The sequence below is a fragment of the Rickettsia felis URRWXCal2 genome (assembly GCA_000012145.1).
Classification (GTDB): Bacteria; Pseudomonadota; Alphaproteobacteria; order Rickettsiales; family Rickettsiaceae; genus Rickettsia; species Rickettsia felis.
The window spans coordinates 1,088,514-1,104,127 of the sequence record CP000053.1 but is presented as its reverse complement, the minus strand read 5'-3'; the positions used below and the strand labels follow the sequence as shown (position 1 = coordinate 1,104,127).

Below are 15,614 nucleotides of genomic sequence, written 5' to 3'. Positions count from 1 at the left end.
AAGCTATATAATATAAGTAATACTAAAAGTAATAGTTAATATGCAAAGATATTTAGATCCTACAAATGATAGTTTATTTAAAAAAATCTTTCGTGATTTAGAAAGGTTAAAGGAATTTATCAATGCAGTTCTTGAATTACCTGAGGGGTTTAGAATTAAAGAAATAGAATTTATACCTGTAGAGCAAGTACCTATTATTGATAAAGGGAAAAAAAGCATATTTGATTTAAAGGTTAAAGATGAAGCCGGTAGCTGGTATATAATCGAGATGCAAAAAAGAAATGAAAGCGATTACTTAAAAAGAGTACAATATTATTCGGCTCATTCATACGTACAGCAACTGACTAAAGGAATAAAGCATAAAGATTTATTACCGGTAATAGTTATTTCGCTTATTAAGAGACTAAAATGTTTGATGACGAAGTACCTTGTATAAGTCTTCATAAAATGCTTGAAACTAAAACAAATAAGCAATATTTATTTGATTTTTCCTATGTATTTATAGAGCTTAAAAAGTTTGATACTACTATAGATGAGTGGCTACATTTATTTAAGTGTGCAGAAAACGAAACTAGCCCGCCTGCAAATATAAAGAGCGAGAAAGTATTAGATGCGTATAATGTAATAGAAATGCACAACCTCACGCCCGAAGAATACGACGCCTATATTAAGAGCAAAATTAATGGAAGATGCCGAGGAAATAGCTTTATCTGAAAATTTTGAAAAAGGTAAAGCAGAGGGTAAAGCAGAATTAATACAAATGATGCTAAAACAAGGTAAAAATGTTCAGCAAATAATAGAGTTCACAGGATTATCTAAAGAAGAAATAGAACAGCTAAAAGCAGAAATAGAAAATTCTAAAGCTAGTTGATTAATTATTTACCGCTTAACTCTGTTAATTCTTTTTTTAGTTTTATTACTAAAGTTTGTAATTTTTCAAATTCTTCGCGAGTGACGTAATTACCTTTAATTATTTTATCCTCAATTATGCCACAGCTTTTATCCGCTATACTATTTAAGGCTTTTTGTGTGACAACGCTAGCTCCAACGGCTACTTTTAAAATATTATTTGTTTTCATATTACCTCTATAGATAAAGCATGTAAGCCGCTATTAAATTCATCGGCAAGTAAGTTATTAATAGTGCGATGATTGGCAATTAGGCTTTTTCCCTGTAATGTTTCTGCAGCAATTCTTATTTTTATATGGCTGTGAATTCCGTCATAATGACTAGCATGTTTATGGCTTTCATCTATTATTTCTTGAAAATGTGGTTTTAACACACTTAATTTTTCTTGTATCCTTTCTATGCGGCTCATATTTTTATTTCATTTACAGTAAAAATGTCCTAATATTCTTAAGTATATAATTTTATGATAAAAATGGCAATGTCGGAATTAATAACGGATTATAAAGATTTACAAGATGAGATAGATAAATTGGAAAAAGGCGTATGTTTTGCTTGTAGATTAGTTAATTATGATGAAATAGAATTTATAGAGCAGGATAAGCATTTTATAATTGAAGATTTAGATCAAATCATTGAAAATGTAAGCAAAGAACTTAATATTTTTTCAAAGTTTAAAAAAATAAAGAAAGATAGAATATTATTTATCCTAAATACTACTGATTCTGACTTAATCAAAAATTTTGCTAGAAAATTATATTTATTTTCACAGCTTTATATTAATGAACAGAAGCCGGCAATTTATATGAATTGTTATATTGCTAGTATTAAATTTCCAAAAGTAAGTAATAATGCTAAAGAAATTGAAAAAACATTAAATATGTTACTTTCACAAAATAATAATTATTATTACCGTGAATATAGCCCTGCAGAACATGATTTGGAAAATATAAGAAAATCTAATCTTCAGCTTAACTTATTACGACAAGCCTTAGCAAAAAAGACTATGCAATTTGCTTATCAGCCTATAATAGATCGCAATACCATGAAAGTTCATTATTATGAATGTCTGCTTCGTATACCTGATGAGAACGGCGTTTATATTTCCGTAGGTCCTATAATCCCTATTGCTGAAAATAAAGGATTAATTTTTATAATTGATCAAATTGTTTTAGAAATGACTGTTAACGAACTTGCCTGTAACCCAAACTTAATGTTAGCCGTTAATATTTCAAATATAGGAACAGGCGATGAAGCTTTATGGGAAATAGCAGAAAACTTATTAAAAGCTCATAATGTTCGGGATCGTTTAATTATTGAAATTACAGAAACTTCTTTAAATGAGAATTATGATAAAATAACTTTATTTATTAATAAACTACGTAAGTACGGATGTAAATTTGCATTAGACGATTTTGGTTCGGGATTTACTTCTTTTAAACAACTTCAAAGCTTACCAATTGATATTATCAAAATTGACGGTAAATATGTGCGTAGTATTACAAGTGATGTACAAAGTAGGTATTTTGTAGAAAGATTAATTAAAATTTCAGAAGATTTAGGTATTGAAACGGTAGCTGAATTCGTAGAAAACGAAGAAATAGCCAAATTTTTAATTGATCTAAAAGTCGGTGGGCTACAAGGAAACTTCTATTCCGAAGCAAAGTTTGATAGGGCGGATGATGTTTAGAGATGTCATTGCGAGGAGAAACGTAGTTTCGACGTGGCAATCTTGTCAAGCATGCTGAGATTGCTTCGTCGAATTACTACGTAATTCTTCTCGCAATGACGTTTTATAACACTTGACAACCTACATAAAAACCTATATGCAGAACTCAACTTTAAATAATTAAACTTAGATGCTGTTACTTGAATTTAAAAAAACTAATCAAACTTTAGAAACTATACATTTTATAGGTATCGGCGGAGTTGGAATGAGCGGTATTGCCGAGATATTACATAATCTAGGTTATAAAGTACAAGGTTCCGATTTAGTAGAAAATTATAATACTAAAAGACTTGAGTCATACGGCATTAAAATATTTTTAGGACATGCTGAGCAGAACATTACCAATGTTTCGTATGTTGTTATTTCATCGGCAATTAATTCAAATAATCCTGAAATAAAAGAGGCATTAGAGCGTAAAATTCCTATCATTAGACGTGCGGAAATGCTCGCTGAGCTTATGAGGTTAAAATGTTCGGTAGCGGTTTCAGGATCGCACGGTAAAACTACTACTACCTCATTAGTTGCTTGTTTATTTGAGGCAGCCGGTTTATGCCCTACGGTTATTAACGGTGGGATCATAAATAATAAATCGACTAATGCATATCTTGGTTCAAGTAATTATTTAATTGCGGAGGCTGATGAATCCGATGCGACGTTTATTCATATTCCATCAACTATTGCGATAATAACTAATATTGATCCTGAACATTTAGATTATTATAAAGATTTTGAAACATTAATAGGTGCGTTTAAAAGCTTTATTACTAATTTGCCGTTTTACGGTTTTGCTGTTTGTTGTATCGATCATAAAATAGTTCGTAAGTTAGTAGATGATATTACTGAAAGGAAGATTGTTACTTATGGAATCGATTCGGAAGATGCTCATATTATAGCGTTTAATATTAATACTGATATTGCCTCCTCTACTTTTGACGTAAAAATTAGTCTACCAAATGTACTAGGTACAACGATTATTGAAAAAATTACTATTCCAACGCCCGGAAGACATAACATTTTAAATAGTCTTGCTGCAATTGCCGTTGGGATAGAATTAGATTTCGGTATTAAAGCTATTAAAAACGGTTTCAATAATTTTAAAGGAGTGAAGAGGAGATTTACTAAAGTAGCGGAATATAATAAGGCGGTGGTTATCGATGATTACGCTCATCATCCTGAGGAAATCAAAGCAACACTTGCGACGGCTAAAAATATAGCCGATAAGCAAAATGGTAAAGTTATTGCTATTTTTCAGCCTCACAGATATTCAAGAATGCAGCATTTATTTGATGATTTTATGCTTTGCTTTAATGATGCTGATATGATTTATATTACAGATATATATGCTGCAGGAGAAGAGCCTATAGAAGGGATTACAAGTCAAAATTTAGTTAATAAGATTACTAAAAATAAGCATCATGACCAAGCAAATTTTTTAGCTGAATTAGATGATGCGGTTGAAGTTATTATAGATAACGCATCTTCCGGCGATATGATAATTATGATGGGAGCAGGTAATATTTCAAGTTTTGCTAATGAATTAGATGGGAGATTATCATCCCGCACTTGATGTCATTCCATGGATACCAAGTCGTCATTGCGAGGAGGCATTGTTGCGTAGACCGATAAAACCCACTGTGTCACCCTGTGGCTTGCTAACTAGATCCATAAAAACAATAAAAAATACTAATAATTTTAGTATTTTAACTGGATCCCGTGGTCAAGCCACGGGATGACAGAGGTGAAGTTGGTCCACGCGGGCAACGCCTTGCGAGGATAGGCAAAGCCTCGACGCGGCAATCTCATGAAGCAGTACAAAATTCTTGAGATTGCCGCGTCGCTTCGCTTCTCGCAATGACGACTTGGTATCCATGCAACAACGTCACAAAAGAAAAAAGATGACAGTAAAAATATGTTAATTTTACCGATAGTAAAAGGCGAGTATAAAAAAGATTATAGTTTAAAACATCTGACATGGTTTAAAGTAGGCGGTAATGCCGAAATTTTCTTTAAACCTTTTGATAGCGAAGATTTAGCAAGTTTCTTAATACAAAATAAGCAAAAATTACCTATAACTACTTTTGGTGCAGGCTCAAACATTATTATAAGAGACGGCGGGATAGAAGGAGTTACAATAAAGCTCGGTCAGAATTTTAGTAATATTGAGTTTATAGATGAGCATCTAATAGTAGGTAGTAGCTGCCTTAATTATAATTTAGCAAAATTTTGTCAAGCAAATGCTATTACCGGTTTTGAGTTTTTAGTAGGTATTCCTGGTACTATCGGTGGCGGTGTTGTTATGAATGCCGGTGCTTACGACTCTGAATTTAAAGATATTATAGTGAAGATTGAAGCGATTGATTTTGCAGGAAACTTTTTAACATTCACAAATGAAGAAATCGGTTTTAAATATCGCAGTAATAATTTACCAAAGGATTTAATTATTCTCAAAGCCGTTTTTAAAGTAAATAAAGGCGATAGTGAAAATATATTATTACGGATGAATGAAATAAATAACGCAAGATCAGCTACGCAGCCTATTAAAGAGCGTACAGGCGGTAGTACTTTTGCAAATCCTGAAGGGCTTAAATCTTGGGAACTTATTGACAAAGCAGGACTTAGAGGCTATAGAATAGGCGGTGCTTCGATGTCAGAACTTCATTGTAATTTTATGATAAATAATGGTGATGCTACCGCTAAGGATTTAGAAGATTTAGGTGATTTCGTCCGGCAGAAAGTATTTGAAGATAGTGGCGTTGAATTAAAGTGGGAAATAAAACGTTTGGGTAGGTATGTTTAAAAATCGTCATTGCAAGGAGATGCGTAGCATCGACGCGGCAATCTTGTCAAGTATGCTGAGATTGCTTCGTCGAAACTTGCAGTTTCTTCTCGCAATGACGTTACCCCTTAAAAAAAGTAAAAAACATGAATAAATATCAAACACATTGGGTGGAACATTCTGAAGTCAAAATATTAAGTACTACCGGTAAAAAACATATAGCGTTAGTAGCGGGCGGTATGTCTGCTGAGCGTGAAGTATCCTTAGTATCAAGCGAAGGAGTTAGTAAAGCCTTAATTGAATTAGGATATAAAGTTACCTTTATTGATATGGGAGCGGATATTGCGGTTAAATTACAGGAAATAAAACCTGATATTGTTTTTAACTGCCTACACGGTACGTATGGTGAAGACGGTTGCTTGCCTGGATTACTTAATATAATGCGGATTCCTTATACTCATAGCGGCGTGTTATCTTCAGCTTTAGCATTCGATAAAATACATTCTAGGAGCTGGTTTTTAACGAATAATATTAATATGGCTGAAAGTATTATCGTAAACAAAAGCGATAATATAAAAAGCGATCCTGTGAAGCGACCATATGTAATTAAGCCTCTTACGCAAGGTTCAAGTATCGGTGTTGAGGTGATATTTGAGGAAGATGATTTTAACTTTGCCGATTATAATTTCCCTTACGGTTATCAGGTGATAATAGAGCAATATATAAAAGGACGAGAGTTGCAAGTAGCGGTATTAAACGGCAAAGCTCTTGGGGCTTTAGAAATTAAATTACTAAAGAATCGTTTCTATGATTATGAAACTAAATATACCGAAGGATTTGCTGAGCATCTTTGTCCTGCTCCGCTACCTACTAATTTATATGAAAAATTACTTGTAGAATCAGAAAAAATTTATAAAACAATGAATTGTAAAGGTCCTGCTAGAGCAGAATTTATTTTAGAAGAGCAGACAAACAAATTATATGCTTTGGAGATAAATACTCACCCAGGTATGACGCCTTTATCAATAGTGCCAGAAATTGCAGCTTATGCAGGGATAAATTTTACTAACTTAATTGAAGAAATTATAAAGACGGCAAGCTTTGAATCATGAGAAAAAAAACAAGCTCCAATAAAAAAAAACAAACAAAAAAAACTAATAATATCTCATTACGCCGAAAATTAAGACTAATTTACAAAAAAGCAATATTAGGACTTAAGATTGCTTTAATTATCTTTGTATGTCTATTTGTTTTTACAAAATATTTTGCCGGCATAAAAACCTACTTAACAACAAATATATATCAAACAACAACAAAACTCGGGTTTAAACTTGAGAATGTTATCATCGAAGGACAGCAAAATGTCGATGAGCCTACAATATTAAAGGTTTTAAATGCGAATAAGGGCAGTCCTATTTTTGCTCTTAAATTAGACGAAATTAGAAATAATTTAAAGAAAAATAAATGGATCAAGGAAGTATATGTCAGTAGAAGATTACCAAATACGGTATATATAAAATTATTTGAAAGAGAACCTATTGCTATTTGGCAAATTAATAATCAGCTTTTCTTAGTAGATGAAGAAGGTTATGAAATTAGTAAAAATATTCAGCCTTTTCCTCATTTATTACATGTTGTAGGGGAAGGGGCGAATATCTACGCAGGTAAATTAGTACTAGAGCTACAGAAATATCCGGCATTAATGAATAAAACTTCAGCTGCTATAAGACTCGGAGATAGAAGGTGGGATTTAAATCTTAAAGGTAATATAAGTATTAAGTTACCTGAAAAAGAGTTTGAAGAAGCATTAAAATATGTCGATGCACTAAATAAAGCAAACAAGCTATTTAACCAAAATTATAAGGCTTTGGATTTAAGGGATAAGAATAAGTATTATATTGAGAAGTATTGAGAATCGTCATTGCGAGGAGAAACGTAGTTTCGACGTGGCAATCTTGTCAAGCATCCTGAGATTGCTTCGTCAAATTACTTTGTAATTCTTCTCGCAATGACGTTTTTGGAATAACAAACATAAAAAAATGAAAAAGAAAATATCAAATTTTGTGACACTTGATTTTGGCAGTAGTAAGATTGCCGTAATTGCTGCTTATATTAGTAAAAAAGGTGAAATTAAAGTAGCTAGCCAAAATTTGCATCATTCTAAAGGTATTAAATCAGGAGTTATATCAGATTTAAAAAATGCTGAAACTAGCATTGTTTCGGCAATTTATGCACTTGAAAAAGATTGCGGTAAAAATATAAAAAAAGTTATATTATCGTTATCAGGTGCCGATACTAAATCTTATTATATTAATTATACCATTAAAGTTAACGGGCAAACCGTAACGCAGCAGGATATTAAAAAGTTACTACAAAAAGCATTACTTGAGTTTAAAGTTAATAACCAAGAAATTATTCATTATTTTCCTCTTGAATTTACCCTTGATAATAATTCAGTCGAGAATCCTATAGGTATGTACGGTAGAGAGCTTAGTTGTGAGTTACATATTATTGCAGCTAGTTCAAATATGTTATCAAATATTGTACAATGCTTCGCTAAATGTCATGTTGAAGTCACAAATATTACTATAGCAATTTATGCTTCTGCTATTAGCTGTCTTACGAATGATGAAAAAAATCTAGGCTCGCTTATTATAGATATGGGCGATAAAACTACCTCTTTCGGCATTTTTTTTGCCGGTAAATTAATATATACGGGGCATGTAAATATAGGTAGTTTTCATATTAGCTCGGATATTGCTAAAGTCTTTGGTATTGATCTTGTTACGGCAGAGAAATTAAAAATTTTATACGGTAATGCAATTATACCTTTATTTGAGAAAGATAGTATTATAAATATGGATGATTTTCAGGTTGATACTCATCATAATTTAAATACTTCTGTAACAATTTATAAATTAGCCGAAGTAATAAGAGCAAGAGTCGAAGAAATATTATCAATGGTAAAAGCCGAATATGATAAAGCAACAAAAGGGCAGGTTGAAGTTTTTAGAGTTGTAATTACCGGCGGTGGGTCTCAGCTTAGAGGACTTAAAGAGCTTTCAAATAAAATTTTTGAAAAACAGAGTAGAGTCGGTAAACCGGAGATTATTGCCGGTTTTACAGAAGATTATAATCCGGCTATGTATTCAGCAACTATAGGAATGCTAAAAATTCATGCTCTAAAACAGCAAAAAGAATTCGCTCATATTAGGCTTGATGAAAATAGCAGCTTCTTTAAAAAAGCTTTTGATTGGTTCAAAGAGAATGTTTAGAGATGTTGTTGCGTTGATCTATAGGTATTGCCCGCATAGATTACCCAAGTCGTCATTGCGAGGAGGTATTGTTGCGTGGACCGAAAAACCTACTCGATGTCATCCCCGCGTAGGCGGGGATCCAGAAAAAAGTATAAATACAGCAAATTTTTGAAATTAAAAGCTCGATTTATCTCGCTTTATGCTGGATTCCCGCCTACGCGGGAATGACATAAAATTATTCACGCAATAATGCCTGCTCGCAATGACAATCCAATATTACCCGGCAGCTGGGGTAAAGCCAAAAGACGATTCTTCTCCTATTACAGGCATAAGATCATTTTCGAGATTACTAACCTCAGTTGATTCATTTAATTCAGGCAAAGTAATATTTGAAGTAATATTAAATTGTTTTATATATTTAATAGCTTCTTTAGCTAGTTCAATATCATATTTTTTGATTATTATGTCATAGCAGCGTTCATGATCTTCAGGTTTAATATTCTTGATATTAATCTTTGCAAGCAATTTTGGTAAAATTTCTAAATTATTTTCTTCTAGTGCAAGAAAAATTTTTAACATTGAGATTTTACTTTTATTTATTAATTCATCTATAAAAGATGTTTGTGCTTTTTCTCTAATAACATAGTTTAAAGCTAGATCAAAATTACCGTTATATTTGCTATATATAAAATCAATAACTTCTGAATTTTTTGTTTTAAGAGCTGATTCTAGCTCCTTATGTGCTATCTTTTTTTTGCTATTAAGTACCATTTTAATAGCTGGTAAGTTACATGATTCAATTACTTTTATTGCCCTTAAATCACTAATATTATCAATTTTTGAAGAGATTAATTCAATTATTTGATTCTTCTGTTGAATCCCAAACTGACAATTAAAAGCTATATCAAGGTTATTTTCGTTTATTATCGATATTTTATCGACTATCATTTTAATTATATGGAAATAACCTATTTCTATAGCTTTCCCTAGATATAGATTCAACTTTATATCTTCAATTTTCCCGGCTTTATTCAATAGTGTTTCAACTACAAATGGAGCCTGAGATTTAATAGCATGAGATATATATCGACTAGGATCATCATTTATTTTGTTAAGTATTGTTTCAGCAAGTAATATAATTTCACAACCGTTTTCACTAATAAGATCACAAAAAAGATATGTAAGATCGGCCTTATTTATCATATTTAAAATAGTTAACATTTCTTGACCGCTTAAACTCTGATTATATAAATTAAGTATTGTGCCAAACGCCTCCTCTAACTCGTTACTTGTATATATCTTCTCCGAAAAATCATAATCTGGTAATAGCTCTGAATTTAGATGCTCCTGAGAAAAATGTTCTTTGAGTTCTTTATAAAATTCTTTTACTTTTTGATATTGTTCTTGCAAGAATTCTGAAAAACTATTCATGTCCATTGTTTTTATAGTTTTATGATCAAAAGCCAAACTATGTATATTATTATTTAATTTGTAACTAATAGAAAAGCCGACGACTGTTAATAACGGTAGATTTTTTACTATAAAATCAATTAAACTCTCTGAGTTACAGTTTTTATTAAACAACAGATTATCTATCCCTGCCTTTGTAGTATTTGTAGCCGGAATATAAGTACATAATATAACATTGCCTTCAACATCTTTTAAATTATGCTGAGCTGCACCGGAATGACAGGAAAATATATGTATAGTATTAGGTTGAACTCCTACAGTATTTTTTACTATTTTTGTCAGAACGTTATGGGCTAGTTGTTCAGAGAGGTTGCAAGTATTATTTTCTTGAAATAACTCTAATCTTAATTGTGATAATAAACTTTTTTCAAAATGCTCCATTCCATGAGCATATATAAATATTTCTTGAGGATTATGAGAAGAAGCAAGATATGTTTTTATCTCATCTTCTTTATAAATTTTTGCTAAAGTTTCTTGGTTTGGTAAGTTTGTTATTCTCGGTCCTTGGAGAACTATTTTTTGCATATATTATTACCTTAAGCAAATCATTAAAATTTTTAGAAAGAATTAAGCAATTGAAATAAGATAAAAATATATTTATGATAGTTATAAGGAGTACTAATTCATTATAACTAAAGAATTATATTCATTGCTTATATTGTGAATTATACACGAAAATTTTATTTTCGCAAGATAATAGTTAATTTTTTAAGTATTTATTAGTAAAATATTAATAGATAGGAAAATAAGAGTATATTTAGTGATGAGCAGGTCTATGTTTAGAGCAGATTAATATATTGCCTTTGACTTCGGTAATGAAAAGTTGCTCGCCTGTTTTTGCTACTTCTTCATTTGGAGCAAGGTAAGCATTCATAATAGCACCGGACCATCTTACTTGTCCTATACTATCAGAAGAGACGGTAGAACTATAAACCTCTACCGTTTTGCCTATCATATCCGAGTAGTTTTCTGTCTTATCAGTTTTATTATAAACATATTTTTTAAGAGGATAATATAATATGCAAAACCAAATAAGCGATAATATACCAAAAAATGTTATTTGGTTTGTTAAGCTAACTAGAGGATAGTTATATACTACAAGAGTATTTGATAATGCTCCAAGCCCAAAGAATAAGAATCCAATGTTTGGAACTGCAAAGAATTCAACGACTACACAAATTATGCCGATTATTAACCATATTTCGGTGAGGTAATTATTTATCATGAACATAAGTTTTTAAAAATAATATTACGTCAGCTATGTCTTGTGGTTTTGAGATACCAGCAAAGGACATTTTGGTTCCTGGTGCATAGCTACTTGGTTTATGTAAGAAAGCAAATAAACTATCATCATCCCATACGCCGCCGAGTTTTGATAGAGCAGGAGAATATTTATAGTCTGCTATGCTTGCTTTTGGTCTGCCTGCTACATCCCAAAGATGCGGTCCTAGTTTATTTGGACCGTCTTTATCAAGAGAATGACACACTAAACATTTCTTGGCTATTTCACGACCGTTATCGGCGTTAGCAGTCTTCATTAATTCCGGTATATTTACCGGTGCTTGCTCTGATGCGGTAGTATTTTGATTTTCTGATGATTCTTGAACCGCAACGCTGTAGCCGCGATGCTGTAACTCTAGAGTGGGTTTATATAATATATTTGCAACAAATCCAACCATCATAGCAATTAAACTAGCAAATAAGATGGCTGCAACAATTTTATTTAATTCTTTTCCAGACATTTATTTTGTTTTTTTATTAGAATTTATACTATAATTTAAGTTGTAAGAGAAGTTAATTAAATAAATAAAAGAAAAATTTATAAAAATATTTGTTCTTTGGAGAGAAAAATAAATGTCTGATTCAAAAAAATCAAGGATTAGAAAAATATTTAATAAGTTAAAATCTTATTGGACTAGTTTTAGACAAAGTAAAATCGGTAAAATATTATTTAGCAATAGTTTAAGTTATGCAGTTTCCATAGCTTCTATAGCAATTGCAGTTTCCGGACTTTTTACTCCTATATCACCGATAATTATAGCTGTAGCTGTTATTTCAGGAATTAGCGTAGGAATTCAAGCTATAAATGAGACTTTGAAAGTGCATGGTTTGCTTAAACTTCATAAAGAGAATAATTTATTAGTACATAACAGAAATGCTAAAAGTCAGCAAGATTATATATTATCATTAGAACCGAGTTTAAAAGATATTTTGAAAAATGAATTATATACGCCGCAAACGGTAGGTAAGGATACTACTCAAGATAAGTATGAGTTAAATGTAAATAAATTGAAAAGTACAGGACGAATATTTGGAAATAATTTAGGTGGAGCCGCAAGTTTGGCTGCCTCTATTATTAAAGGTGCTAGCGGTAATGTGCTTGATATATTAAAAGCTACGGGTTACGGTGTAGTTACGACCGCATTATTAATTATCGACGGTCTTACTGAAAAGGAAAAAATAGAAATAAAAGCAATATTTAAATTAAATATAAATGAAGAATATAAAAAACAAGACACTCCTATATATGAAAATTTAGAACAATTAGAGAATTATACTAAGAATCAAGTATTACAAACATTGACTTTAAAAAAATTAATAACGGATAAGAATTATTGGAGTATGAATAAAGACCAAAAAATACAAAAATTTCGAGAAATAAGAGGTAATTTTAATTTTGAAATAAAAAGAAACGGTTTAGAAGAATTTTTTAAAGAAAATAAAATAACAATGGATAATAGAAAAGAGAGTTATGTTAAAGATATTAAAAATGTAATGAATCCATTTTATGAAAATCCTAGTAAATCCGAAGGATATAGTCCGTTAACTAAAGCTATGGATAAAGATAAAGTTAATAATGCTGAAATAAAAAGGGCAAAAAGTGAAAATTTAAAAAGGATGCAAAAAAGAAAGCGAAATTTAACAATATGAAATGATTATTATAACTCACTGTTAGTTACAAATTTGTAAGAGGTAGTATCGCTAAATATTCTATGTAATAATTCATTATTAAGAGCGTGGCTGGTTTTATAGCCTTTAATTGAACTTACAACGCTAGTGCCGCTGGTATATAAATCACCGAATAAATCTAATAATTTATGGCGAACAAATTCATCTTCATAACGTAAGCCGTTTGGGTTTAAGATTTTATCCTGCTCATCTATTCCTATAGCATTCTCAAATGAGGCACCTTGAGCAAGTCCTTTACTTTGTAAATAATCGAGTTCTTTTGTAAAGCCAAAAGTTCGGGCGTCTGCAATATTTTGATTGAAAGATTCTTGTTTGGAAAAGGTTAGATTTTGTCTTCCTATAGCTTTGCTAGCAAAATCTATAGTTAAATCCACCGTCATGTGGTCGTAAGGAGTGCAGTATAATTCGCAATCTTTGTGAACTACTTTTATATCTTTTAAAATTTTTAGATATTTTTTAGGAGCATTTTGTAATTTTTTTCCTGCACATTCAATCATAAACACAAAAGGTTTACTACTGCCGTCCATAATTGGTACTTCAGGACCATCAATTTTAATAATTGCATTATCAATGCTGCATCCCCAAAGTGCTGCCATTAAATGTTCAATTGTTGAAATTTGAACTTTATGATCATTACTTATAGTGGTAGATAACAAGGTATCGGAAACATTGAAATAGCTAGCTTCAATATAATTATTTTCAGAAGATATATCGGTTCTAATGAATATAATTCCAGTATTTTCTTTAGCAGGTTCTATAGTTAACTGGGTACGTTTTCCCGAGTGAACCCCGATCCCGTAACAACTAACCGGTTTTAATAATGTACTTTGCTGCATGCGAGGCTATAAAAAATATATTTAAATATAAATATTTAATGCCGAATTATACAAGCTATATTATGTTACAAAATATTACATAATCGTCATTGTGAACGAACGAAGTGAGTGCGGCAATCTCAGGAAGTTTGACGAGATTGCCGCGTCGGTACTTCGTACCTCCTCGCAATGACAAAAACCTCTTAGAATCTATATAATCTATACCTAATAAAATACCATAAATGATAGGCTACAAAACTACCGACTACGGCAAAAACGGAAAATAAGAAATCACTGCCGTTAATGGTGCCGTAAGGTACATGAGATGATAAAGCTCCGGCATATATACCGATGCTGCACATTGAAAAATACGAAAATAAAGCTGTTCTAAGTTCGTAATCTCTAAATTTATCAATTAGTATTAAAATATTGCAAATATAAATGGATCCTAAACAACTACCGATTAGTATTATATATAATATATTAAGATTTTTACTAGTTCCATGAAGCGGTAGTAAAATAAAGCAGACGAGCAGAATTATAGTTAGTGATAAATTAGCCAAATATTTATTTACTTTGCTTAATATGTAGCATATAGGAATTATAGAAAAACATATTGCTAGGAAAATATATTTTAGTATGAGTCTTAAATTAATTAATGCTAATTCTTTCTTTAATGCAAAAGCTTCATAATACCATAATATATCCAAGGTGACATAAGCAACTACGAAGCCTGTCAATAATTGTAATTCGACATTTTTTATTAAGGATGAGAATTTTGAATTTAGATTTAATTTATGAGATGTGGGATTATAATGCAGAAATTCAGTTAGTATATTGATACAATATAACAATGCACAAATTACTATAGTATTATTTGTCGGTTTTATAAATGGATTCAATAAATCTACCATTAAGTTTCCACCCGCCCATAACAACATTATACAAGCTAAAAAAAATATTTCTTTTTTTTGCTACTCTCAATAATGTCTAATGTTATAGAAGTGAAATATGAAAATGTTCCAAAATTAATTAAAATAAAATTAATTTTAATTAGAGTATAATTATTTAATAAAATGAGGTTTATTGTACAAATAATTAATAAAGATAAGCTAATTAAAATAATTTTTTTATTACTTAATCTATTAATTAATTGTGTTAAGGCAAAGCCTGCGATTATCGAACCTATAAATTTAGTTTGATTTATATGATTTATTTGTTCTCCGCCTAGATTTTTATTTATCAGTAAAAAGATTTTAAAATTATAAAAATTTATAGCATTAATACAGGAAAAAATAAATATTCCCAAAAGCGAGAAAAAAATAGTTTTATAATCGTTTTTTAAAGTCATAAATTAAGTGTTTGCTAAACATAAATACATGGTATATAACTCATAATTATAATGATTAAGATTATTATCTTAAAAATTAAAGAGATTCATAATTCCATTATTTAAGTATATATGGATAGTTATTAGATTATCAGCTTTTAATCAAGTATGGTAGTCTTAATTTATAATTTGTATATAATTATTGTTTAATTTTAAAAAAATTAATGAATTAAATAATATGAAAATATTTTAATGTAAGAAAAATAATAATATATTTTTTAGTATTTTAAAGAGGTGTTATTTGAAGTTTATCTAGAATTTCATTTTTGCTCTTTAATCATAGATAAATTATCTATTTAAA

The 15,614-nt window shown here is 30.5% G+C and carries 16 protein-coding genes and 1 pseudogene; 10 read left to right on the top strand and 7 right to left on the bottom strand.

Features of this window, described 5'->3' with window-relative positions; all coding sequences use genetic code 11:
• The first annotated feature begins 40 nt into the window (after nucleotides 1–40).
• From RF_RS10940 to RF_RS10930, 3 genes are read left to right on the top strand one after another with little or no spacing between them, the layout of a single operon-like run.
• Nucleotides 41–436: an Rpn family recombination-promoting nuclease/putative transposase gene (locus RF_RS10940; protein WP_011271359.1), complete on the top strand. Its 396-nt coding sequence runs from the start codon at nucleotides 41–43 to the stop codon at nucleotides 434–436.
• Nucleotides 409–714 (top strand): PD-(D/E)XK nuclease family transposase, encoded by a 306-nt coding sequence (locus RF_RS10935; RefSeq protein WP_011271358.1) that lies wholly within the window; start codon nucleotides 409–411, stop codon nucleotides 712–714. Before RF_RS10940 ends, RF_RS10935 begins: the two co-directional genes overlap by 28 nt.
• Nucleotides 683–871: a hypothetical protein gene (locus RF_RS10930; protein WP_011271357.1), complete on the top strand. Its 189-nt coding sequence runs from the start codon at nucleotides 683–685 to the stop codon at nucleotides 869–871. The genes RF_RS10935 and RF_RS10930 overlap by 32 nt, the downstream gene beginning before the upstream one ends.
• 4 nt (nucleotides 872–875) lie before the next feature.
• On the opposite strand, the gene RF_RS05555 is transcribed toward RF_RS10930, so the two are convergent.
• On the bottom strand, nucleotides 876–1,079 hold the full coding sequence (locus tag RF_RS05555) for a hypothetical protein (RefSeq protein ID WP_011271356.1): 204 nt from the start codon (nucleotides 1,077–1,079) through the stop codon (nucleotides 876–878).
• Entirely contained in the window at nucleotides 1,076–1,318 is a 243-nt protein-coding gene (locus tag RF_RS05550; RefSeq protein WP_011271355.1) for a BolA family protein, read from the bottom strand. Before RF_RS05550 ends, RF_RS05555 begins: the two co-directional genes overlap by 4 nt.
• 54 nt (nucleotides 1,319–1,372) lie before the next feature.
• On the opposite strand from RF_RS05550, the gene RF_RS05545 reads away from it, so the two are divergent.
• The 6 genes from RF_RS05545 (at nucleotide 1,373) to ftsA (ending at nucleotide 8,686) form a co-directional block, all read left to right on the top strand.
• Nucleotides 1,373–2,596, top strand: coding sequence for an EAL domain-containing protein (locus RF_RS05545; protein WP_011271354.1), 1,224 nt, complete (start codon nucleotides 1,373–1,375; stop codon nucleotides 2,594–2,596).
• 169 nt (nucleotides 2,597–2,765) lie between these two features.
• Nucleotides 2,766–4,202, top strand: coding sequence for a UDP-N-acetylmuramate--L-alanine ligase (gene murC / locus RF_RS05540; RefSeq protein WP_011271353.1), 1,437 nt, complete (start codon nucleotides 2,766–2,768; stop codon nucleotides 4,200–4,202).
• 342 nt (nucleotides 4,203–4,544) lie between these two features.
• Entirely contained in the window at nucleotides 4,545–5,432 is an 888-nt protein-coding gene (murB, locus tag RF_RS05535) for a UDP-N-acetylmuramate dehydrogenase (protein ID WP_011271352.1), read from the top strand.
• 125 nt (nucleotides 5,433–5,557) lie between these two features.
• Nucleotides 5,558–6,523: a D-alanine--D-alanine ligase gene (locus tag RF_RS05530; RefSeq protein WP_011271351.1), complete on the top strand. Its 966-nt coding sequence runs from the start codon at nucleotides 5,558–5,560 to the stop codon at nucleotides 6,521–6,523.
• Complete coding sequence (locus RF_RS05525) at nucleotides 6,520–7,323, top strand: cell division protein FtsQ/DivIB (protein ID WP_011271350.1); 804 nt, start codon at nucleotides 6,520–6,522, stop codon at nucleotides 7,321–7,323. The genes RF_RS05530 and RF_RS05525 overlap by 4 nt, the downstream gene beginning before the upstream one ends.
• 127 nt (nucleotides 7,324–7,450) lie before the next feature.
• Nucleotides 7,451–8,686 (top strand): cell division protein FtsA, encoded by a 1,236-nt coding sequence (gene ftsA / locus RF_RS05520; RefSeq protein ID WP_011271349.1) that lies wholly within the window; start codon nucleotides 7,451–7,453, stop codon nucleotides 8,684–8,686.
• A gap of 258 nt (nucleotides 8,687–8,944) precedes the next feature.
• On the opposite strand, the gene RF_RS05515 is transcribed toward ftsA, so the two are convergent.
• The 3 genes from RF_RS05515 to RF_RS05505 form a co-directional block, all read right to left on the bottom strand.
• Complete coding sequence (locus RF_RS05515) at nucleotides 8,945–10,663, bottom strand: hypothetical protein (protein ID WP_011271348.1); 1,719 nt, start codon at nucleotides 10,661–10,663, stop codon at nucleotides 8,945–8,947.
• A 232-nt stretch (nucleotides 10,664–10,895) separates the two neighbouring features.
• Entirely contained in the window at nucleotides 10,896–11,369 is a 474-nt protein-coding gene (locus RF_RS05510) for an NfeD family protein (RefSeq protein WP_011271347.1), read from the bottom strand.
• Nucleotides 11,353–11,880: a c-type cytochrome gene (locus RF_RS05505; RefSeq protein WP_011271346.1), complete on the bottom strand. Its 528-nt coding sequence runs from the start codon at nucleotides 11,878–11,880 to the stop codon at nucleotides 11,353–11,355. Before RF_RS05505 ends, RF_RS05510 begins: the two co-directional genes overlap by 17 nt.
• Nucleotides 11,881–11,992: 112 nt before the next feature.
• Here RF_RS05505 and RF_RS05500 point away from each other — a divergent pair, with 112 nt between their 5' ends.
• Complete coding sequence (locus RF_RS05500; protein ID WP_011271345.1) at nucleotides 11,993–13,069, top strand: hypothetical protein; 1,077 nt, start codon at nucleotides 11,993–11,995, stop codon at nucleotides 13,067–13,069.
• An 8-nt stretch (nucleotides 13,070–13,077) separates the two neighbouring features.
• Here RF_RS05500 and lpxC read toward each other — a convergent pair whose 3' ends face one another.
• On the bottom strand, nucleotides 13,078–13,944 hold the full coding sequence (lpxC, locus tag RF_RS05495; RefSeq protein WP_011271344.1) for a UDP-3-O-acyl-N-acetylglucosamine deacetylase: 867 nt from the start codon (nucleotides 13,942–13,944) through the stop codon (nucleotides 13,078–13,080).
• Nucleotides 13,945–14,126: 182 nt separating this feature from the next.
• A pseudogene (locus RF_RS05490) lies at nucleotides 14,127–15,274 on the bottom strand (MFS transporter).
• Between the last annotated feature and the right edge of the window lie 340 nt (nucleotides 15,275–15,614).